The 20,250-nt window shown below is 67.9% G+C and carries 16 protein-coding genes; 10 read left to right on the forward strand and 6 right to left on the reverse strand.

Annotation, left to right across the window (positions count from 1 at the left end; translation table 11 throughout):
* Positions 1–675 precede the first annotated feature (675 nt).
* Together AB0M15_RS30860 and AB0M15_RS30865 are read right to left on the reverse strand one after the other, a co-directional pair.
* Entirely contained in the window at positions 676–1,869 is a 1,194-nt protein-coding gene (locus AB0M15_RS30860) for a GGDEF domain-containing protein (RefSeq protein WP_363825642.1), read from the reverse strand.
* Between the two features lie 296 nt (positions 1,870–2,165).
* Positions 2,166–3,407: an MFS transporter gene (locus tag AB0M15_RS30865; RefSeq protein WP_363825645.1), complete on the reverse strand. Its 1,242-nt coding sequence runs from the start codon at positions 3,405–3,407 to the stop codon at positions 2,166–2,168.
* A 134-nt stretch (positions 3,408–3,541) separates the two neighbouring features.
* Here AB0M15_RS30865 and AB0M15_RS30870 point away from each other — a divergent pair, with 134 nt between their 5' ends.
* The 10 genes from AB0M15_RS30870 to AB0M15_RS30915 all read left to right on the forward strand — a co-directional run bounded on the left by AB0M15_RS30870 (position 3,542) and on the right by AB0M15_RS30915 (position 15,027).
* Positions 3,542–3,751: a hypothetical protein gene (locus tag AB0M15_RS30870; protein ID WP_363825653.1), complete on the forward strand. Its 210-nt coding sequence runs from the start codon at positions 3,542–3,544 to the stop codon at positions 3,749–3,751.
* Between the two features lie 149 nt (positions 3,752–3,900).
* A complete protein-coding gene (locus AB0M15_RS30875) occupies positions 3,901–5,289 on the forward strand; it encodes a replication-associated recombination protein A (protein WP_363825657.1) in 1,389 nt (462 codons plus the stop codon).
* A 473-nt stretch (positions 5,290–5,762) separates the two neighbouring features.
* On the forward strand, positions 5,763–6,896 hold the full coding sequence (locus AB0M15_RS30880) for a Gfo/Idh/MocA family oxidoreductase (protein ID WP_363825660.1): 1,134 nt from the start codon (positions 5,763–5,765) through the stop codon (positions 6,894–6,896).
* On the forward strand, positions 6,893–8,059 hold the full coding sequence (locus tag AB0M15_RS30885; RefSeq protein ID WP_363825663.1) for a DegT/DnrJ/EryC1/StrS family aminotransferase: 1,167 nt from the start codon (positions 6,893–6,895) through the stop codon (positions 8,057–8,059). Before AB0M15_RS30880 ends, AB0M15_RS30885 begins: the two co-directional genes overlap by 4 nt.
* Positions 8,056–8,739, forward strand: coding sequence for a DapH/DapD/GlmU-related protein (locus AB0M15_RS30890; protein ID WP_363825666.1), 684 nt, complete (start codon positions 8,056–8,058; stop codon positions 8,737–8,739). The genes AB0M15_RS30885 and AB0M15_RS30890 overlap by 4 nt, the downstream gene beginning before the upstream one ends.
* A gap of 83 nt (positions 8,740–8,822) precedes the next feature.
* Positions 8,823–9,422 carry a sugar transferase gene (locus tag AB0M15_RS30895; RefSeq protein WP_363825669.1) on the forward strand — a complete coding sequence of 200 codons (600 nt, stop codon included), beginning with the start codon at positions 8,823–8,825 and terminating at the stop codon, positions 9,420–9,422.
* Complete coding sequence (locus AB0M15_RS30900; protein WP_363825672.1) at positions 9,419–11,125, forward strand: lipid II flippase MurJ; 1,707 nt, start codon at positions 9,419–9,421, stop codon at positions 11,123–11,125. The genes AB0M15_RS30895 and AB0M15_RS30900 overlap by 4 nt, the downstream gene beginning before the upstream one ends.
* Positions 11,122–12,651, forward strand: coding sequence for a hypothetical protein (locus AB0M15_RS30905; protein ID WP_363825675.1), 1,530 nt, complete (start codon positions 11,122–11,124; stop codon positions 12,649–12,651). The genes AB0M15_RS30900 and AB0M15_RS30905 overlap by 4 nt, the downstream gene beginning before the upstream one ends.
* Positions 12,648–14,030, forward strand: coding sequence for a CpsD/CapB family tyrosine-protein kinase (locus AB0M15_RS30910; protein WP_363825677.1), 1,383 nt, complete (start codon positions 12,648–12,650; stop codon positions 14,028–14,030). The genes AB0M15_RS30905 and AB0M15_RS30910 overlap by 4 nt, the downstream gene beginning before the upstream one ends.
* Before the next feature lie 4 nt (positions 14,031–14,034).
* Positions 14,035–15,027: a hypothetical protein gene (locus tag AB0M15_RS30915; RefSeq protein ID WP_363825680.1), complete on the forward strand. Its 993-nt coding sequence runs from the start codon at positions 14,035–14,037 to the stop codon at positions 15,025–15,027.
* On the opposite strand, the gene AB0M15_RS30920 is transcribed toward AB0M15_RS30915, so the two are convergent.
* Genes AB0M15_RS30920 through AB0M15_RS30935 form a run of 4 tightly spaced genes read right to left on the reverse strand, consistent with a single transcriptional unit; the run spans position 14,983 to position 20,063 of the window.
* Positions 14,983–16,194 (reverse strand): glycosyltransferase family 4 protein, encoded by a 1,212-nt coding sequence (locus tag AB0M15_RS30920; RefSeq protein WP_363825683.1) that lies wholly within the window; start codon positions 16,192–16,194, stop codon positions 14,983–14,985. The genes AB0M15_RS30915 and AB0M15_RS30920 overlap by 45 nt on opposite strands.
* Positions 16,195–16,198: 4 nt before the next feature.
* Positions 16,199–17,638: a hypothetical protein gene (locus tag AB0M15_RS30925; protein WP_363825686.1), complete on the reverse strand. Its 1,440-nt coding sequence runs from the start codon at positions 17,636–17,638 to the stop codon at positions 16,199–16,201.
* Positions 17,638–18,843, reverse strand: coding sequence for an ATP-grasp domain-containing protein (locus AB0M15_RS30930; RefSeq protein WP_363825689.1), 1,206 nt, complete (start codon positions 18,841–18,843; stop codon positions 17,638–17,640). The genes AB0M15_RS30925 and AB0M15_RS30930 overlap by 1 nt, the downstream gene beginning before the upstream one ends.
* A complete protein-coding gene (locus AB0M15_RS30935; protein ID WP_363825692.1) occupies positions 18,840–20,063 on the reverse strand; it encodes an NAD(P)-binding domain-containing protein in 1,224 nt (407 codons plus the stop codon). The genes AB0M15_RS30930 and AB0M15_RS30935 overlap by 4 nt, the downstream gene beginning before the upstream one ends.
* Positions 20,064–20,250: the final 187 nt, after the last annotated feature.

Consider the following 20,250-nt stretch of genomic DNA (forward strand, 5'->3'; position numbering starts at 1 on the left):
GTAAGCACCGACGCCAAACACATCGGTCCCCAAGTTGCAGCCGCAACGTAACTATCCGACTGCACTGAGTCAACGGCGGTGGGTAGGTGCCTACCGAGATTGCATGAACCTGCAACGCCCAACTCCGCAGACTGCTCCGCCTACCGGTCTCTTCTCGGCTCGCACGTGAACCGGCGCAGGATCGCCTCGGTGGAGGCGGTACCGGACTGGATCGCGGTGGCGTACTTGATCATTTGGTCGTTTGCTCACTGATCACATCCCACCGGACCGGCTAGGTCAGTACCGGCGCGAGCCGCGGGTAGGCGTCTTGTTCGCCGGCAGCTGGCCGGTACAGCTTCACGTGGTTGATCCGCTTGATCTGCGCCACGCCGGACAATGAACCTCAACAGCAAGGCAATGCCGAGCTTCTAGCTTTGCCCTTACCGAACACCAGAATCTGCTCTCTTCGTCCAGCAGGGTCCACTGCTCGACCAAATCCTCCAGCTCGACCGACCGATCCACGGTCGGCATACTCCCGCGACCGAAGGTCAGCGCCACCTACCGGGCACACTCGTAAGTGTGACGGCTGATGACAGCTCCCTTACCGATACCCTTGCTCGGGTTAGATCGAACACACGGGTCCAAGCCCCGCAACATCTGCCCTAGACCCGTGGGTTCCGGTTGAGAAACGTTCAGTTAGCGTGAACTTGCGGGAGCTGTGACGACCTGGTTCCGGCCGGCGTTCTTGGCGGCGTAGGTTGCGGCGTCCGCTGCCAGCAGTAGCTCGTCGAGGGTGCTGCCCGCGGCGGGGTAGCTGGCGGCGCCGATCGAGCAGGTGAGACCTTCGACGGTGGTGTGGCCGCGAGCCGTGGTGACAGCGGCGGTGATTCTGGAGATCCGTCGGCGGATCCGCTCCGCCGCCTGGCTGGTCTCCTCGGCGCTGGTGTTCGGCAGCAGGATCGCGAACTCCTCACCGCCGAGCCGGCCGACCAGATCGTCGGTCCGGACGTCGTCCTTCAGCTCGTTCGCCACGACCTTCAGCACCTGGTCTCCGGCCAGGTGCCCGTAGGTGTCGTTGACGAGCTTGAAGTGGTCGAGGTCCAGGTAGAGCACGCCGAGCGAGGTCTCACCGTTCTGTGCCCGCTCGAGTTCCTTGCCGGCCAGCTCGTGCCAGAAGACGGCGTTCGCGAGCCCGGTCTGCGAGTCGGTCCGCGCGGCGAACTGGAACTGCCCGACGAGCAGCGCCCGATGCAGCCCGAGCACGGTGATGAGCAGCACGACAGTCAGCCACGGCTGCTCCATCAGCAAGGCCCCGTTGGCGACCCCGAGCCCGAGAGCACCGAACACCACCAGATGATCCGACGACCGCCCAAGCACCTTGCGGGCATTGGTTTCTGGGCTGGACAACAGGATCGCGCCGACCACCAGCGCGTAGTTGACGAACCAGAAGGCCACGGCGGCGACGATCACCGCGACCAGCCCGATGAACCCGCCCACATAGCCGGGATGGGCGGTCGGATTGACGGCGGCCAGGCTCACCGATGCCGCGGCCGCGCCGACGACCACGCTGGCAGCCGAGAAGATCGCGCGATGGGGCGCGGTGCGCCGCAGCCGGATTCCCGAGTGCAGGAAGCTCAACGCCGTGATCCCGATCGCGAGCAACGGTGGCAGCACCAGCACGGCCGCGAAGATCCACATCGACTTCAGATTCGCGTAGGTGGCGCCTTCCGCGGCGGTCCAGCGGAGCCGTTCGATCTCTCGTCCGGCCTCGGTCTGGATCGCCGAGCCGACGGCGAGCACACCGAACCGGATCCAGTCGTCGCCGCTGATCGAGAGGTCGCGGAACGATGCGGCCAGGACGACGAACGCGAGTGCGTCGATGGCGAGCACATAGAAGAGAACAGGCTTGGGTGCGGACCACAGCGCCCAGCGGGCCGGCGCCCATGAAGAAGCGGTGTCAGTCTCGCGCCTACGCCTGCGCTTTGGTCTCCAGTACCTGATACTCGACATAACAGTTCCCCCAGCCCCACTGGTCCTCGTGTAACAGAGTAAACGCGAAGTAACCCATTGTCATGGCCGGAGGGGCCAACGGTAGGCGGACCGTTAGTCCAGGAGGAGGTGGGTTCAGATGCGCGTACACGAATGGCCGTAAACCCAGGGACGAGCCGTCGTGATCGGGCATCCGGTCAGCCAGGCTGTTCGGCCCGCCGGTAGCCGCCCGCGGCGCCGACCGCGAAGACGACACCCAGAAGACCAGCACCGGCCACGACCAAGGCCGGACGGACGCTGTCGGCGGCGACGCCGGCGGCGAGGATTCCCAACCCCTGAGAAACCGTGAGCGCAGTGCGGGCCAGGCCGATCACCTGACCGCGCTGCGCGTCAGGAACATCCTTCACGAACGTGGTCTGGGCGGTGATCAGGTACGACGAGCAGGCGCCGGACAGCATCCACAGGGCCACGGTCACCCAGAGGCCGGGTGAGACGACGCACCCGATCAGCGGGGCAGAGGCACCGACCGCGAGCGGCCCCATCAAGGCGAGTCGCCGCGATGGGGCCAGTCGCCCGAAACCCCACACGCCGATGACGTACCCGGCGGGGTTCGCCGCGAAGAGCACGCCGACCGCGACTGGGCCGCCGCCGAGCGTCGCGGCGTACGGGGTCGCCAGGCCCTCGACCGAGATGTAGAAGCCGGGCAGGCAGATCAGCGCGGTCAGGTACCGCAGCCTCCGGTTCTGCCAGACGAGCCGGGCTCCCGCGGACAACGAGCCCCACCAGCTCGGTTTGGCGGTCGGCTCGGTACCGGCCGGGGCCGGCCGTTCCTTGATGCCGAACCGCAGGACCACCGCCGAGACGGCGAAGGAGATCGCGTTGATGGTCAGTGCCTGGCTCGCGCCGAGCCCGGCGACGATCGTGCCGCCGGCGACGAAGCCGGCGAGCTGGGCGAGCTGCAGGGTGATCGCCGAGACGCCCATCGCGGCCGGATAGCTGTCGCCGGTCATGATGGTGGCCATCGAGGCGATCCGGGCCGACTGGAACGGTGCCGCGAGCAACTGTACGGCGACCAGCAGCACGCACAGAATCACCAGCGGAGTGCCGGGGATCGCCATCAGCCCGACCAGGCCGGCCCGCGCGACGTCGCAGCCGACCATCACCGTACGCCGCGGGTACCGGTCGGCGAGCCCGGACAGCAGCGGACCGCCCGCGATGTCGGGCAGCAGCGTGAGCGCATAGGTTAGCGCGGACAGCCCGGCCGATCCGGTCCGGTCGAACACCAGTACCGCGAGCGCGACCCGGGCCAGCTGGTCCCCGATCACCGAGCCCAGCAGCGCTCCCCACAACCACCGGAACTCCGCTACCGCGAAGACGTCGCGGTAGGTCGCCGGCCGGTCGGCGGGATCGGTGGTGCTGGGTTCATGGGGGCGGGCCATGCTGGCCAAGTTACCCAGGGTCGAGGGGCGTCGGCGGCCGGTAGCGGTGAGCCGTTATCCGTTCGAAGCCAGCGGGCGGTGAAACGTTGTCGTCCTCCTCAGCGATACACCGGGCAGGGGAGAACTGGGGACTCATGGGAGAAGACGAAATGGCGCTGCGAGCGGGGGCTGAGGCTGCGGAGCTGGAGCTTGCGCGGCGGCTGCGTGCGTTGTGGGCGATCGTCACGGTGCCGGTGCCGTTCGCGACCGAGCAAGGCGACGAGGAGTTGCTCAATCGCTTGAGCAGCTGTAGCCCGAGGCCACGCCGAATCCGTCGGCGCTGCCGGTACCGGAAGAGAATCTGAGCAGCTTTGCCTTGGGGGCGCAGGGGTCAGCTTTGGGCCGTGGAGCCAGTCCGCCAGCGGGCTCGCCGGTACCGGAGGTCTGGCCCTTCGCCTTGTGGTCACGGTGGTTTCGTGGACTAAATGTCGGTGGCGGCGGTTAGGGTCGGGGGGTGAGTGATGGGTTGTTCGAGTTGCCAGGCGTGCCTGCTTCCAGTCGTGGGGGTGGGAGTCTGGCCGACGCCGATCACACCTCGGCGCCACTGGCGGTCCGGATGCGGCCGCGCGGTCTGGACGAGCTGGTCGGCCAGCAGCATCTGCTGAGTCCGGGCTCGCCGCTGCGGCGGTTGGTCGAGGGTGACCAGCCGATGTCGTTGCTGTTGTGGGGGCCGCCCGGGACCGGGAAGACCACCATCGCGGCGGTGGTGTCGCACGCCACCAACCGGAAGTTCGTGGAGCTGTCGGCGGTCACCGCAGGGGTGAAGGAGGTCCGTCAGGTGATCGACGCCGCCCGGCGCGACCTGACCCGGGCCGACACCGTCGAGACCGTGCTGTTCATCGACGAGGTGCACCGCTTCACGAAGGCCCAGCAGGACGCGCTGCTCCCGGGAGTCGAGAACCGCTGGGTCACGCTGGTCGCGGCGACCACCGAGAATCCGTTCTTCTCGGTCATCTCGCCGTTGCTGTCCCGCTCCTTGCTGCTCACCCTCGAGTCGCTCACCGACGACGACATCGCCGTACTGCTCCAGCGCGCCCTCGTCGACGAGCGCGGGCTGAACGGTGAGTTCGAGCTGGCCGACGACGCCAAGGATCACCTGCTCCGGATGGCCGGTGGCGACGCCCGTCGGGCCCTCACGTATCTGGAGGCAGCTGCCGGAGGCGCCAAGGCAAGAGCTGCCGAGGGCAACGAGCCGGGCGAGGGCGCGGTGCTCATCGACCTCAAGACGCTGGAGACCGCGGTCGACCGGGCCGCCGTCCGGTACGACCGGGCCGGCGACCAGCACTACGACGTCGCCTCCGCGCTGATCAAATCGATCCGCGGCTCCGACGTCGACGCCGCGATGCACTACCTGGCCCGGATGATCGAGGCCGGCGAGGATCCCCGGTTCATCGCCCGCCGACTGGTCATCTCGGCCAGCGAGGACATCGGGATGGGCGACCCGACCGCGCTCGGCGTCGCCGTCGCCGCGGCCGAGGCGGTTCAGCTGATCGGGATGCCGGAGGCAAGAATCAATCTGGCCCAGGCGGTCGTGGCGCTGGCCCTCGCGCCGAAATCCAATGCGGTCATCCTGGCCATCGACGCCGCGATCGCCGACGTGAAAGCGGGCAAGGTCGGGCCGGTCCCGGCGCATCTGCGCGACGCGCACTACGCCGGCGCCAAGAAGATCGGCCACGGCTCGACGTACCAGTACTCCCACAACGATCCGCGCGGCGTGGTCGGCCAGCAGTACGCGCCGGACGTGGTCGACAAGGTGGACTACTACCAGCCGACCCGGCGCGGTGGCGAGGCGGCCTACGCCGAGGCGCTGGCCAAGATCCGGGAGATCCTCCGGAAACGCTGAAACACACCCGGTAATCACACTCGAATAACCGGGTCATTTATGTCGAATAAACCGGCGTAGTTATCGGCGCCCGAACAATTGCCCAGGCCCGATCGGCAACGAGACGCTTCGGTGTCGAATACTTCACCACCGGAACCGCTCCGGACGGCTCCGTCCGCGACCTCTGGCAGGTAAAGGAGTTCCGGCCGAAGTCCCGGTGAACAGTCAGAAACTGCCCAGAAGTCGAGCCATCCAGCCCTTGCGGCTGCCCGTTGGACTGTGATTCTCTGGAGTCGTCCGCTTACCCAACGAGTTTGCGACACGCGAGCCGATGAAGGCCTGTACGTGGTCTGAAAGTCGGCCTATTGTTTCGTTGTCGGTTCAATCGACATTTGCTGGCCGGGGGGTCGGTCAGGGGGTCAGCGGGGGCTGAGAGTCACCGCTGGTTGCAGGGTCAGGGGTGGTCTCATTATGGGGGTTTTCCGGCAATGGCAATGACGAACGTTACTGGCCTGCGCGTAGGCGTGGTCGGCTGTGGCTACTGGGGCTCCAAGCACATCCGGGTGCTGCACTCACTCGAGTCGGTCGGCACCATCGCGGTGATCGACCCGAACCCGGATCGCGCGCTCCAGCTGTCCCGCAACTACCCGGCGCTCGAGGCGTACAAGGATCTGGACGAGGCGATTCCGCACCTGGACGCCGTCATCATCGCCACACCGCCGAGCACGCACAAACCGCTGGCGCTGAAGGCGATCGCGGCCGGCGTGCACGTGATGGTGGAGAAGCCGCTGGCGACCACCGCGGCCGACGCCCGCGAGATGATCGCGGCCGCCGAGGCGGCGGGCGTGGTGCTGATGGTCGGCCACACCTTCGAGTACCACTCCGCGGTCTGGCAGCTGCGCGAGATGGTGCAGAAGAAGGAGCTCGGCGAGCTGTACTACCTGGACACCGCGCGGCTGAACCTCGGTCTCTACCAGCACGACTGCAACGTGCTGTTCGACCTGGCGCCGCACGACGTGTCGATCCTCAACTACGTGCTCGGCGCGACTCCGGTCAGCGTCCAGTGCTGGTCGTCGCACCACGCGAACGCCAAGCTCGAGGACGTCGGCTACCTGCGGCTGCACTACAAGGACCCGGACGTGACGGCCAACGTGCACGTCAGCTGGCTGGACCCGTGCAAGGTCCGCCGGGTCACCATGGTCGGCAGCCAGAAGATGGTCATCTTCAACGACCTCGCGTCGGAGGAGCGGATCAAGGTCCACGACAAGGGCGTGTCCCAGGGACCGCAGCTCGGGGACGACCTGACCCAGCCGCCGATGTCCTACCGGTACGGCGACGTGGTGTCTCCTCACCTGGTGATGAACGAGCCGCTGATGGTCGAGGACGAGCACTTCGTCGACTGCATCCTGACCGGGCTGACGCCGCTGACCAGCGGCGCCAACGGGCTGGCCGTGGTCGAGGTGCTGGAAGCCGCGCAGCTGTCGGCGACCGAGGGCCGCGAGGTGCTGATCGAGGAGCTCAGCGGCAGCGGGCCGGCGAAGGTCGTGCTGGACAAGGAGAACGGCCTCATCCACCAGAGCGGCGTCCTGCACCAGAACGGTTCCGCCCCGGTCGGTGACCTGCGGTGAGCACCGGTACCCCGACCGGCCGGCCGACGCCGGTGCGGTCTTCCGAACCTGTGCCCTTCCTGGACATCTCGGGCGCCACCGGCGACGTGGCCGAGGAGGTGCGCGCGGGCTGGGACGAGCTGCTGCGCAACGGCCAGTACGTCGGCGGTAAGGCGGTCGCGGCGTTCGAGAAGGAGTGGGCCGAGTACTGCGGTACCGACTTCGCGGTCGGTGTTGCCAACGGCACCGATGCCCTCCACCTGGCGATCCGTGCCCTCGGCATCGGTCCCGGCGACGAGGTGATCGTGCCCGCGAACACCTTCGTGGCAACGGCGGAGGCGGTCGTCCTGGCCGGCGCCGTACCGCGGTTCGCGGATGTCGACGACGGCACCCTGCTGCTCACGCCCGAGACGATCAAGGCCGCCGTCACGCCCGCCACCAAGGCGGTCGCGGTGGTCCACCTCTACGGCCAGCTGCCCGACATGACCGCGATCACGCAGATCTGCGACGAGCTCGGGCTGATCCTGATCGAGGACGCCGCGCAGGCCCAGGGCGCGACCTGGAACGGCCGCAAGGCCGGCTCGTTCGGCAAGGTCGGCTGCTTCAGCTTCTACCCGGGCAAGAACCTCGGCGCCTTCGGCGACGCGGGCGCGGTGGTCACCTCGGATGCCGAGTTGACCCAGTTGATGCTGTCCATCCGCGACCACGGCCGGATGCAGAGCGAGGGTGGGCACTACTCGCACGGCGTACTGGGCATGAACAGCCGCCTCGACGGCGTACAGGCTGTCGTACTGTCGGCGAAGCTGCGGCACCTCGACGAGTGGAACCGGCAGCGGCGCGCGCTGATGGCGACGTACCGGGAGTTGATCGATCCGGCGCGGGCGAAGCTGGTCGAGCAGCTCGAGGACGGCGAGGGTGTGCACCACCTGGCCGTCGTCCAGGTCGACCAGCGCGACCGGGTCCGTGAACTCCTGCAGGAGCGGGGGATCGGGACGGGCATCCACTATCCCGTTCCCTGCCACGTGATGGGCCCCTACGAGCAGTATGCCGACGGGCCGTTGCCGGTCGCCGAGGCGGCCGCCGCGCGCCAACTGTCGTTGCCGATGTTCCCGCATCTGTCCCAGGACGACGCGCGCCGGGTCGCCGAGGGACTGAACGAAGTACTGGCGGAGCTGGACCGATGACCAGCCACCCACCGATCAACGCCGATCCGGGAGTCGAGATCGGCTACCCGGCGGCGCGGGTGGCCGGCGCCGAGCTGACCATCGGCCGGGACGCCAGACTGCGCAGTGGCACGATCCTGTACGCCGGATCGCGGATCGGCGACCGGTTCGAGACCGGTCACCACGTGGTGGTCCGGGAACAGTGCGAGATCGCCGACGACGTGTCGGTCTGGAGCAACTCGGTGATCGACTACGGCTGCAAGATCGGCGCCGGGGTCAAGATCCACACCAACTGCTACGTCGCGCAGTACACCGAGATCGGCCCGGGCGCGTTCCTCGCACCCGGTGTGACGATCGCGAACGACCTGTATCCGGGCAGCGCGGAGTCGGCCGAGGTGATGTCCGGTCCGTCGATCGGGGCCGGCGCCCAGCTCGGCGTCAACGTCACCGTGCTGCCGTTCGTCCGGATCGGGGCCAACTGCCTGGTCGGAGCGGGCTCGGTCGTCACCCGCGACCTGCCCGCCGGGACCGTCGCCTTCGGAAATCCGGCCCGCGTCCGAGGTCTGGTCGGCGAGCTGGAAGACATCAGCGCCCGGATCCAGCCGGAAGACGGGTCCGCTTCCCGCTACCGATTCTCCAACGGTTCGGCCGAGGAGAAGACGGGGCTTGGCGTCAGTGTCACGATGGAGGTAGCGGGATGAGTCTCCTCCGCGGTAGCCGGGCAACCCCCGTAACCCGGCCTATTCCCGTCCGCGGAGTGAGCCGCATCATTCCGGTGGGGCTGGTGAAAAGGTCGCTTGACCTGATCCTTGCTTTCACCGGGATGGTGCTGGCTATGCCCATCCTGCTCGGCATCTACCTGTGGATCCGGTGGACCAGCCCGGGCTCAGGTCTGTTCCGTCAGGTGCGGCTCGGTGCGGACCAGCGCGAGTTCGTGATGTACAAGTTCCGCACCATGCGTACCGACGCGGATCCCAAGGTCCACCAGGAGTACGTCCGCGCGATGGCGGCGGGTGAGGTCGAGAAGGTCGACGGCCTCTACAAGCTGCACCAGGACCCGCGGATCACCAGGCCGGGCAAGTTCCTCCGCAAGACCAGCCTCGACGAGCTGCCGCAGCTGCTGAACGTGCTGCGCGGCGAGATGTCGCTGGTCGGCCCGCGGCCGGTACTGCCCTTCGAGGCCGAGCTGTTCCCGGAGTGGGCTCTCGACCGGTTCAAGGTGAAGCCCGGGCTGACCGGGTTGTGGCAGGTCAACGGCCGCAACCAGCTGACCATGGACGAGGGCCTGCGCTGGGACCTCGAGTACGTCTCCACCCGGAGCGTCCGGCTGGACCTGCGGATCATCTTCAAGACCATTCCGGCCTTGCTCGGGGGAGCGCGTTGACAACAGCCGATCAGAGCGAGCAGGTCACGTCGCCGGAGCCGACGGCCGGTTCTGGCGACGAACTGCGCGAGGACCTGACCAGTGCGTCCGGTACCGCGCGGGACTCGGTCACCGTCGGTGCCTGGACGGCTCTGAGCCGTGGTACCGGTGTCATCCGGGTGGTGGTCATCGGTGCCGTCCTCGGTCCGACGTTCCTCGGTAACACCTACCAGCTGACCAACTCGCTGCCGAACCTCATCTACTACGGCTTCCTGGCCGGCTCGCTGTTCGTATCGCTCCTGGTGCCCGCACTGGTCCAGCACATCGACAATCACCGTCCCAAGGACAGCGCCCGCGTCGCTGGCGGCTTCCTCGGGATCGCCATGGTCCTGCTGGGACTACTCGCGCCGATCGCTGTGCTGCTGCTCCCTGAGCTCCTACGCATCACCTCACTCGGTGGCGTCGGGCTCAGCGAGGTAACGCGGGACAGCGGCCAGATCGGGGTCACCCGCCTCCTGATCCTGCTGACCATCCCGCAGGTCTTCCTGTACGCCGTAGTCGGCTCCGCCACCGCCGTCATGTACGCGCACCGCCGCTTCGCCCTGGCCGCCGCGGCTCCACTGGTGGAGAACCTCGGCATCATCCTCGTACTGATCCTCGTCGGCATGATCTACGGCACCGGCAAGGAGCTGGGTGCACAGTCGACCGGTGAAGTCCTCCTGCTCGGCCTCGGCTCGACAGGCGCCGTCGCGGCCCATGCGGCCATCCAGTGGTGGGGTGCTCGCCGGGCTGGTGTGCTCCTACGTCCACGGGCCGGCTGGCGTGACCCGGAAGTACTCGTGACGATCCGCAAGGCGTTGCGCTCGGTCAGCCAGGCGGGGTTGCTCGCAGTACAGCTCCTGGCATTGCTACTGGTCTCGAACCGGGTCGCAGGCGGTACTGTCGCAATACAGATGGCACTGAACTTCTACTATCTGCCGATCGCGCTTGCTGCCACCCCGGTCGCCCTGGCGCTCCTGCCGAGGCTGTCGCGGCTGCACCAGAGCGACTCGACAGGTGAATTCACCAGCACGTTCATCGAGGGGTTGGGGCTGGCCTTGTTCATGGCGATCCCTGCGGCGGTCGGCTTCGTAGTACTGGCCGACCCGATCGCGCACACCATCGCGGCGGGCCAGATGGCCTCGCCCGAGGGTCTGCGGATGATCGCCCTGGGGCTCGCCGCGCTGGCGCTCGGGTTGGTGGGGGAGACCACCTTCTACGTGACCACGCAGGCTTCCTACGCCCGCGGTGACACCCGGACGCCACTGGTGTCCATGGGCATCCAGGCGGTCTTCTGCCTCACTCTCTGTGCGTTGGCTGCCTTCGCTCCGGCCAGGCTGTTGGTACCGGCGATCGGTGGCGCTTACGCGATCGGAGCGGTCATCGGCGGCGCTCACCTGTTCCTGCGGATGAGCCGGGGCTGGCAGCGGCGGGAGCTGTGGGGTTCGCTGGTCCGGATCACCTTCGGCTCGATCGTGATGGCCATCCCGGCGTACTTCAGCGCGCAGCTGATCAGCTCGCAGCTCGGCGGCCGGCCCGGACAGGCTCTCGCACTGGTCGTCGGAGCCGCGGTCGGCGTGATCGTGTATGCCCTCATCCAGCTCCTGTTGCGCTCGCCGGAATTCGCCTGGCTGACCTCAGGACTACGGAATCGTGGCAAGACGACGGTGGTGGAGACCGGATGACGGTCGCCGCTCCGAGTGTGCTGTTGGGGTCCGGTCAGGCGACTGACCGGGCCCGTCGGCTGCGTCTGGACCTCGTCGGGCTGGTGGCGGCAGGTGTCTGCCTCCCAGTCCTGCTGGGCGCGCTGGTGGCCGTCTCGGCGATGGCAGCACTCGCAGTGGCAGCAGTGATCGGCCTGTCCATCGTGATCTGGCGCAAGCCCGCAGTAGCGGCGTACCTGATCATCTTCCTGACTCCATTGGTCGCCGGCATCGACCGCGGCCGCATCGTGCCGGTGCTGCGCCCCAACGAGGCACTGGCCGTCTTCTTCGCCGGCCTGCTGACCCTGAGGTTCTTCGTCCGGTACCGCCCCGGTACTGCGCTGCGCCTGCGAGTAGGCCGCATCGAGGCCTCCCTGATCGCGATCGCCATCACCACGTCGATCACCCCGCTGGCCTGGATGTTCCTGCAGGGCAAGGAGATCACCGGCGACGACATCACCTACGCACTGGTGCTGTGGAAGTTCCTCGGCGTGTACGCGATCGTCCGGGGGACCGTCCACACCCAGCGGCAGGTCTGGTTCTGTCTCTGGGCGTCGGTGTCGTCGGCGGTGATCCTCGGCGGGCTCGCCATCCTGCAGACGCTCGACGTGCTCGGGGTCCGCGCGCTGCTGATGACGTACTGGGTGCCGTTCGGGTTCGAGGCGCAGCTGGAGATCCCGCGCGGCAGCTCGACGCTCTCGTTGCCGGCGGCAACTGCCGACGTCCTGATCTTCAACCTGGCGATCGCGGTGGCGATGCTGTGGAAGAACCGCCGTCAGACCGCCCTGCTGGTGATCGCCTGCCTGGTCTTCGTGATCGGCACCTTCGCCGCCGGTGAGTTCTCCAGCGTGCTCGGCCTGGTGGTCGCGGTGATCTGCATCGCGTTCGCGCTCCGCCGGCTCGACCTGCTCAAGTACGCGCCGGTCGGCCTGTCGGTCGCGGTGATCGCGGCCTGGCCCGCGGTGACGCACCGGCTGGAGGGGTTCCAGTCCGCGCAGGGTCTGCCGAACAGCTGGATCGTGCGCTGGTACAACCTGCAGACCTACTTCTGGCCGGATCTGTTCCACGGCTCGAACGTGCTCTTCGGCGTCCGGCCGTCGGCCCGGGTCGTGGTGCTGACCCAGGGCACCGGTTACGTCTGGATCGAGAGCGGTTACACCTGGTTGCTGTGGGGTGGCGGGATCCCCCTGTTCGCGGCCTACGTGTGGTTCTGCCGGGTCGCCATCAAGGACCTGTGGGCGCGCTGCCGGGGCCTGACGGACTGGAGCGCGGTGGCGGCGGTGGGAGCGTTCACCGCGGTCGTGGTGATCATCGTCTTGATGAACTTCGACCCGCACCTGACCTACCGAGGTACCGCGGACCTGCTGTTCGCGCTGCTGGCTCTGGCGGCGGTCGGCAAGGATCCGCCGGATACAGCTCAGGCACAAGAAGTGGAAGATACTGTCGAAAAGCCGCAACGGGGAGCGATGATGAGATCAGCAGACACACTCACGGGAGTGGACAGATGAGCGGATCGACCCATCGCACCGCGAAGTCACGCGGGATCGTCCGCAGCTACCTGTGGGTGATCATCCTGATCACGTTGCTCACCACCGCCGCAGCAGGCGCCACGGTGATGTCCAGGCCGAAGATGTACGTCGGTGCCGCCCAGGTCGTCGTCTACCCGGATGCAGCCCGTGGTGGCGGCACAGTGGCACCCGACATGGGCACCGAGCGTGAGGTGGCGAATTCCGGTCTCGTCTCGGCCGCGGCGGCCAAGGCGATGGGGATCGGCGTCACCGAGGCCACCAAGGCACTCTCGGTCTCCGTGCCGGTCGACGCTCAGGTGCTGCAGTTCAAGTACTCGTCGGAGAACCGCTCGCGGGCACTGGCCGGTGCAGCCGCGTTCACCGACGCCTATGTCGACTACCGCAACAAGGGCCGGTCGGCGAAGCTCGCCGAGGTCATCTCGCCGGCCACCGTGCCGACCGAGCCGGAGGCGGCGAACATGCCGCTGATCATCGGTCTGGGCCTGGTTCTCGGCCTGATGCTGGGCATCGGTTTCGCCTTCGTCTGGGACCGTGTCCGCGGCCGGCTCAGAGGCGCGGCGGACGTCACGCGGCAGACCGGGCTGGACGTGCTCGCCCAGATCCCGGTCGTCAAGCAGCACTTCCCGCTGGCTCCACAGGTCGGGCCGTCGACCCCGGAACGCGAGGTCTTCGGCTATCTGGCAGCGCATCTGACCACGCTGACGACGCGTGGCAAGGGCGCTTCGCTGCTGATCACCAGCCCGTCGCCGGGCGCCGGCAAGACCACCGTGGCCGCGCAGCTGGCGATCGCGATGGCGGCCACCGGCAAGGAGGTCGTGCTGATCGGCGGCGACCTGCGGCACCCGGATCTGCACCTGCTCTTCGGGCTCCCGCTGACGCCTGGGCTGACCGACGTACTGGCTGATTCGGGCAAGCTCGAGCGGTCCGTGCAGTCGACCGAGTTCGTGAACCTGCGAGTGCTGCCTGGTGGGACACCGCGGGTCGGCGCGTGGTTCAACGTCGAGGACCTCGAGTTGTTGCTGCAGGCCCTTTCGAAGCACTCGTTCGTGATCGTCGACGCGCCGACCGCGATCGGTGCGACCGAGTCGGCCGTGCTGGCCGGCCGGACCGACTTCACGCTGCTCGTCGTCGACGGCCAGCGGGGCTCCCGCGCACTGGCCGCCGAGGCCGTCTCCGCCCTCACCGGCGTCGGTGGCAATCTCATCGGCTGCGTGACGAACGCCCCGCGCTCGCGGCGGTTCAAGCGCAAGACGGTGCCCGCGTCCTTCGAGCCGCACAGCGGCCGGGGGAGCGCGCGTGGCGACGGTCACCCGGTAGGCGACGGTCCGGTCGCCAAGTCGGAACATGTCGGGCACTGATCGGATGCGTCTGGAGGGCCGGTTCCAGCGGCGCGCAGTACGGGGAATCATCGCCGCGGTGACGCTGGCCGGCGTGTATTTCGCACTACCTGGGCTACACAGTGCGGGCGACGATCCACCGGCGGCGGATGGCTACTGGCAGACGCTGCCCGCGGGATCGTTCGCCCAGCTGCCCACCGAGGCCGAGTGCGCCAACCGCGTGCATCGGTCGGAGTGGGAGCCCCGCCCGGGCAACAGCAAGCCCAACCAGACGATGCCGGCCGTGGAGCAGGTGCACACCTCACTGGCCGTCCGGCCGCGGGCGACTCCCGCAGAGGCGTACGACACCCGCTGGGACAGCCTCGGACTAGCCCGGGTCACCGGCCACCACACCGGTACTACGGACGAGAACATCCAATGGGCTGCCTGCAAATGGGGGCTAGCCGACAACCTGGTGCGCGCAGTGGCCGTGACCGAGTCCACCTGGTACCAGAAGGACCTGTACCCCTCCGGCGCCTGCGTCGAGAAGCGTGGCTGCGGTGACCTGTTCCCCAAGCCGTCAGCGGCCTCAGGGGAGTACTGCAACGAGATCAAGCTCGCCGGCTACGACTACCAGCGTGACTACGGGCAGAACCTGTGCCCGAAGACGTTCTCGATCATCGGCGTGATGTCGTGGCAGGACCCGGCCTGGGGCGAGATGGCCGGCAACCAGAACGGGACCTTTCCCTTCAATCGCGACTCGACGGCCTTCGCGCTCGACTACTACGGCGCCTACATCCGTGGCTGCCTCGAGGGCTGGGCCTGGTGGCTGACCGGCAAGGACAACCCGGTCGACCCGGACAAGCGGCTGGACGGTTGTGTCGGCGCCTGGTTCGCGGGCGCCTGGCACACCAAGCCTGCTGACGACTACACCGCACTGGTGTACAAGACGATGAAGGAGAGGCCCTGGCTGAACAGGACCTGGGCCTCACCGTCAGGCGTCTGCTCCTGGCTCCGCCGCTGCGGTAGCAACAACTGACGGCTCCCAGCCGATCGCCTTCAGATAGATCGGCGTCTGCCGCTCCCAGGACAGCTTCTCCGTGATCAGCTGCCGCCCGGTGTCGCCGAGCTGCTTGCGGGTGGTCGGGTCGTCCAGCAGTTCGACCACCTTCGCGGCGAGCGCCGGGATGTCGCCGGCCGGAGTGAAGACGCCCGCGCCGTCTGCGAGCAGCTTGCTCTCCTGCAGGTCGAAGCAGACGACCGGCAGGCCCTGAGCCATGTACTCCATCACCTTCACCGGCGAGACCTCCACCTGCAGGCTGCAGTCGATCCCGAGGTCCGCGGTGGCCAGATAGCTGAACAGGTCCTTCTCGGGAATCCAGCCAGGGAAGGTGATCCAGCGTTCCAGTCCACGGTCCCGGACCGACTGCTGCAGCTCTTCGACGCACTCGCCGTCGCCGAGGAGGACGAAGCCGACGTCCTCCCGGCCGAGTTGGCGGATCACGTGCTCGGCCACGTCGATCGTCAGGTCCACCCGGTCCTGGCGGCCCATCTTGCCGGCCCAGGCGACCAGGTAGCGGTGTTCGCCGTGCAGGCTCGGCTCGGGTACGGCCAGCGCAGTACGGGCCAGTACAGGGCCGTTGTAGACAAGGGAGATCGCGTCCGGCTTGGCTCCGGCTTCCACCATGCGGTTCTTCAGGTAGGAGTTCACCGTGAGGCTGTGGTGGGCAACCCGCTGGGTACGCCGCTCGAGCCAGTGCATCGCCTTGAGCATCAGCTTCGGCGGTTCGTCGTACCGGCTGCCGAGGAGTTCTGGCATCAGGTCGCGCTGGTCGACCAGGATGCGGGTGCCGGCCCAGCGCAGCACCCAGGCCAGCGGGAAGTAGATGTCCGGCGGCTGGCAGATCTGGAGTACGTCGATCCGCCCGCGCAACCGGAGCTTGGCCAGGTACCAGCTGGCCCAGGCGAAGGACTGCAGGTACTCACCGACATACCCGACCGGCCCGGACGGCTGCTTGGGCGCCGGGTACTCGAAGATCGTCAGGTTCGGTATGTCGCGGTAGCGGGCGTTGTCGTCGTCCCGCATGGTGATGACCGACAGCTGGACCCCGGCCTCGATCAGGTTGTCGACCTGCTTGCGCAGCCGGGTGTCGACGCCCAGTGCGACGTTCTCGACGATCACTGCGACGTGCAACGGCTTCGGCATGCTGCTAGGCCTCCTTTGAGACGGCAGAGTCTGCGAGCTGGGCGTGCTGAACCCTGCCACGGCCCTCGGCGGGCCCGGTCAGGGTCCACCCGTCAGGACTCTGGCGGAGCTCACTGGACGCGCGGTCGCGCCACCAGGACGCCACATCTCGCGGTAGTGCCTTCCATGCCGTCTCGTCGCTCTGGAACTCGTCCAGGAGCTGCTGCCAGCCCTTGGCCAGCCGCGGGTCCTCGGCGTAGTCCGGGTGCGCCAGCACCAGCACCATGCCGCGCCGCTCCCGGATGTCGCGGGCCTTGCCGACCCACAGCTCGCCGTCGTCGTGCTGCAGGATCTCGAACAGGGTGTGGTCCTGGGGCAGCGTGATCGGCAGCTCGACCTGGCCCTCGTTGAAGAACGGCAGGTACGTGCAGCAACCACCCGGCTGCGGCTCGTAGGGGTCCGAGTCCGTGTACGACGAGTCGTAGTCGAAGCCCATCGTCGGCATCAGCTCCCACGACCGCTGGGTCGCGGGGGAGCGGAAGCCGACCGCACCCCAGTGGTCCGCGTGCTTGCGCACGGCCGGCAACCGCTGGCCCAGCATGCGCTTGGACGCCACATCCCGCCCGTCGTGCCGCAGACCGTGTACGCCGACCTCGCACCCGTCGGCCTTGACCTTGGCGACTACCTCGTCGGGCACCTCGTACCGCTCGGCCACGAAGTTCCACGAGGAGACGTAGCCGCGGTCGCGCTCGGGCGCCCGCAGCAGCTCCATCTCGTCGCGACCGAAACCGGTCTCGACGTCGTGCGTGAGCACCATCGCCCAGGAGCGGCCGTCCGGCCACAGGTCGATCCACGGCACCGGTGCACCGGCCAGTCGCGTGGTCAGGTCGAACAGCCAGTCGTAGAACGAGTGCAGGCTGGGCTCGAGCGGCCAGGACGGGAAGGACGGCGCGTTCTGGCGCTTGGCGAGCGTCCGGCGCATCTTGAGCTGCAGCGGCCGCGGGAGTAGCGGGCGGACTACGTAGTAGCCCTTGACCATTCCCTTGCGCACAAGGCGCTTCACGTTGGCGCTGCCGACCGTCTTGTAGCGCTCGGACCACAGGAAGCTCATCGACTCGCCCGGGTCGAGCGGCAGGAACACGTTGCCCTGCTGGTCCTCCCAGACGGCTGCTACCTCGGTGCCGTGGCCATCGAGGATCGGCTCCAGCTTGTGCCAGGTCTCGTCGACCGGCGACAGCGCAGTACCGGTGTAGAGGTGGCAGACGATCGAGAAGCCGGCCAGTTGGTAACGGCCGGCCTTGTAGTCGCTGCGGGCCTTGCCGCCGTTGGCCCGGACCCAGGTGAGCCGCCTGCCGGAAGTACCGGCAGTGACGACACCTAGCCGGGTCTCTGGCGAGTCGCCGCTCAGGTCGTACGGGACTCGCCAGTAGTCGAAGAACGCAAAGGGATGCGTCGACTCGAACATCACAACCCCCGCTTGAAGAACAGGTACGGCAGTAGCGCTACTTCGTACAGGCCGGGCAGCGGGTCGCGCAGGCTGAACACTGCCTCCGTCTGCACGCCGCGGAAGGTCTTCAGGTACGGCCAGACCTTCAGCTTCCCGGCCTTGATGTCCAGCGCCGCGTTGGGCAGGTCAGTGGCGAGCCGTAGCCAACGGACCCCCGCCCGGGCCCGGCACTCGGTCACCGGCAGCCCCAGCTGGTCGCGGTAGACCAGGTAGGGGAAGTCGGCACCTGCTGTGTAGCCCAGCGAGTGGTAGCCCCACGTCCGGGCGTTGACGTCCAGCAACTTGTACTGCCCGTCGCGCTCGTCCTGCTTGTACTCCAGCTCGACCAGCCCGTAGTACCCGATGTCGCGCAGGAACGTCAGCGAGTGCTTGGCCAGCTCCGGCAGGTCGATCGTCTCGACGAACGTGCTCGCCCGGCCGAAGTCGGACGGGTGCTGGCGCAGCCGGCGAACGGTCATCTCCGCGACCGCCTCGCCGTCCTTGAAGAAGGCGCAGTAGCCGAACTGCCGGTCACCGCCGCCCGGGATCAGCTCCTGGACGATGATCTCGGCCTCGCCGACGATGTCGACCGCCTTCCGGTACACCGCCTCGAGCTCGGCCCGGGTGTCGACCCGCCACGCCTTGGCGCGGGTCTCGTAGAAGAAGTTCTCCTTGATCGCCGGCTTCAGGATCACCGGCGAGGTGAGATCGATCTGGTCCAGGTCGGCGAAGGACTCCGGGAACCAGCACCGGGGAATGGGGATCCCGAGCCGCTCCGCCCGCTGGTAGGTCTCTCTCTTGTCCCAGGCAGGCTGAACCGCCTGCCAGGCGGGAGTCGGCAGCTTGTAGTACTCGCTGAGCTCCTCCCGGTTGGCCGCGATCGCGGCGACCGTCTCCTCCCTGGTCGGGTAGAGGACGGCGCCGTGCAGACCGAGCCGCTCGCAGGCGTCGATCAGGATCCGGACCGTCTCGCCGGCGTCCCGGAGCTCGGGCACGCGCTCGTGCCCGGTGACGTACCGGGACACGCGCGAGATGGACCGCTCGTCGTCGATCACAGTCACCGGTACGCCGTACCGGCCGAGGCTGCGCACGATGCCGAGGCCCTGGTAGTCGCCTCCGACGACTACCGCCCCTACTCCAGAACCCGGTCCGGCAGTGTTCTTGCGGAACGGGTTCCTGTTCATACGCCGTCGCCTGTTGGTTCCAGTCGGCCGGCGCCGCTGGTAGCGGTCTTGCGCCGGCTGTTGCGTACCAGCCTGGTGAGTGACTCCGCGCCGTACCAGCCGCCTGCCACGAACCGCATCAGCGGGCCGAAGCTGCGGGCGCCCGGTGCGCCGAGGAAGTGTAGGCCGGGGACGGACGACTCCATACCTGGCTTCATCAGCGGGTAGCCGTCGAGCGTCCGGACCTGCAGCGCCAGCGCCGGGTCGAGGAACGGGTACCGCGTGATGTCGACCTTGTAGCCGGTGCCGAACATCAGGTGGTCGACATCGCGGGCACTGCCGTCACTCAGCTCGACGTGCACCCGGTCACCGACCGCCTTGGCGCTCGTCACCTGGATACCGGTACCGACCTGTACGTCCGCGAGCCGCGGAATCAGCCAGGCCGCACCGGCCGGCCGGATCGCCCGGTAGGCCAACGGGTCCTGGATCTTGCGCGGCAGGGCGGTGAACAGGCCCGGCTTGGCGACGATCTTGGACAGACCCATCGGGCCGACGTCGGTCGGCGCGTAGACCAGCGGCACCAGCTTCGGGCCGAGCATGCGGTGGTACTTGCCGCCGTGCAGCCAGTTGATCTTCTCGGCCCGGGCGACGACCTCCACATCGGCGCCGGACTCGCTCATCAGCGCGGCCGACTCGAGCGCGCTCTGCCCGCCGCCGACGACCAGCACCTCTTGGTTCTTGAAGACCGACAGGTCGGTGTGGTCGGCCGTGTGCGAGGCGAGCTCGCGCGGCAGACCGGACATCACGTCCGGCCGGTTCACGAAGTCGGCGATACCGGCCGCGACGACCATCCGCCGGGCCCGCAGCTGGGACTCGTCGCCCAGCGTGAGCACGAACCCGTCACCGTCCTTGGCGACCTTCTTGACCCACCGGCGGTCCACGTCCGGCGCCACCTTCGACTGCACCCAGGTGCCGTAGGCGATGAAGTCGTCCAGCGGTACCGGCTTGGTCACCTTGGCGCCGGTCCCGGCGATGTAGGAGTCGAGATTGAGCGGTCCGTCGTACTCCGCGATACACGTCGCGGTCCAGTTCGATCTGAGCCACATCCCGGCCGGCATGGTCCGCCAGAACGACATCGGGTCGCCGAAGATGCGGACTTCTTCACCTGCCCGGCGAAGGTGTGCGGCTGCGGCGAGGCCATGCGGGCCCGCGCCAAGGACAGCAATGGCTGTCTCGTCCATTAGGTGGTCTCCCCCCACGTCCTGAACACTCCCCCCGGAGCTTCGGCCAGTATTGCGCATTCGTGGCGCTGCGTCACGGGTCCGCGCGGCGAACTTCTGCCGGATTGCAGATGTGTTGCTGACCCGGCAGTGAGGGTGTCCCTGTGTCCGGGACTGTGCTATCCGCGCGATAAGGTCCCTGAGGTAC

Origin of the sequence: Kribbella sp. NPDC051718, from assembly GCF_040681515.1 — a bacterium.
Lineage (GTDB): Bacteria > Actinomycetota > Actinomycetes > Propionibacteriales > Kribbellaceae > Kribbella.

What these genes read in the sequence shown, in the direction of transcription:
- AB0M15_RS30865 (WP_363825645.1), bottom strand. Translation starts at nt 3,407, where the DNA reads ATGGCCCGCCCCCATGAACCCAGCACCACCGATCCCGCCGACCGGCCG.
- AB0M15_RS30870 (WP_363825653.1), top strand. Translation starts at nt 3,542, where the DNA reads ATGGGAGAAGACGAAATGGCGCTGCGAGCGGGGGCTGAGGCTGCGGAG.
- AB0M15_RS30880 (WP_363825660.1), top strand. Translation starts at nt 5,763, where the DNA reads ATGACGAACGTTACTGGCCTGCGCGTAGGCGTGGTCGGCTGTGGCTAC.
- AB0M15_RS30890 (WP_363825666.1), top strand. Translation starts at nt 8,056, where the DNA reads ATGACCAGCCACCCACCGATCAACGCCGATCCGGGAGTCGAGATCGGC.
- AB0M15_RS30905 (WP_363825675.1), top strand. Translation starts at nt 11,122, where the DNA reads ATGACGGTCGCCGCTCCGAGTGTGCTGTTGGGGTCCGGTCAGGCGACT.
- AB0M15_RS30910 (WP_363825677.1), top strand. Translation starts at nt 12,648, where the DNA reads ATGAGCGGATCGACCCATCGCACCGCGAAGTCACGCGGGATCGTCCGC.
- AB0M15_RS30915 (WP_363825680.1), top strand. Translation starts at nt 14,035, where the DNA reads ATGCGTCTGGAGGGCCGGTTCCAGCGGCGCGCAGTACGGGGAATCATC.
- AB0M15_RS30920 (WP_363825683.1), bottom strand. Translation starts at nt 16,194, where the DNA reads ATGCCGAAGCCGTTGCACGTCGCAGTGATCGTCGAGAACGTCGCACTG.
- AB0M15_RS30925 (WP_363825686.1), bottom strand. Translation starts at nt 17,638, where the DNA reads ATGTTCGAGTCGACGCATCCCTTTGCGTTCTTCGACTACTGGCGAGTC.
- AB0M15_RS30930 (WP_363825689.1), bottom strand. Translation starts at nt 18,843, where the DNA reads ATGAACAGGAACCCGTTCCGCAAGAACACTGCCGGACCGGGTTCTGGA.
- AB0M15_RS30935 (WP_363825692.1), bottom strand. Translation starts at nt 20,063, where the DNA reads ATGGACGAGACAGCCATTGCTGTCCTTGGCGCGGGCCCGCATGGCCTC.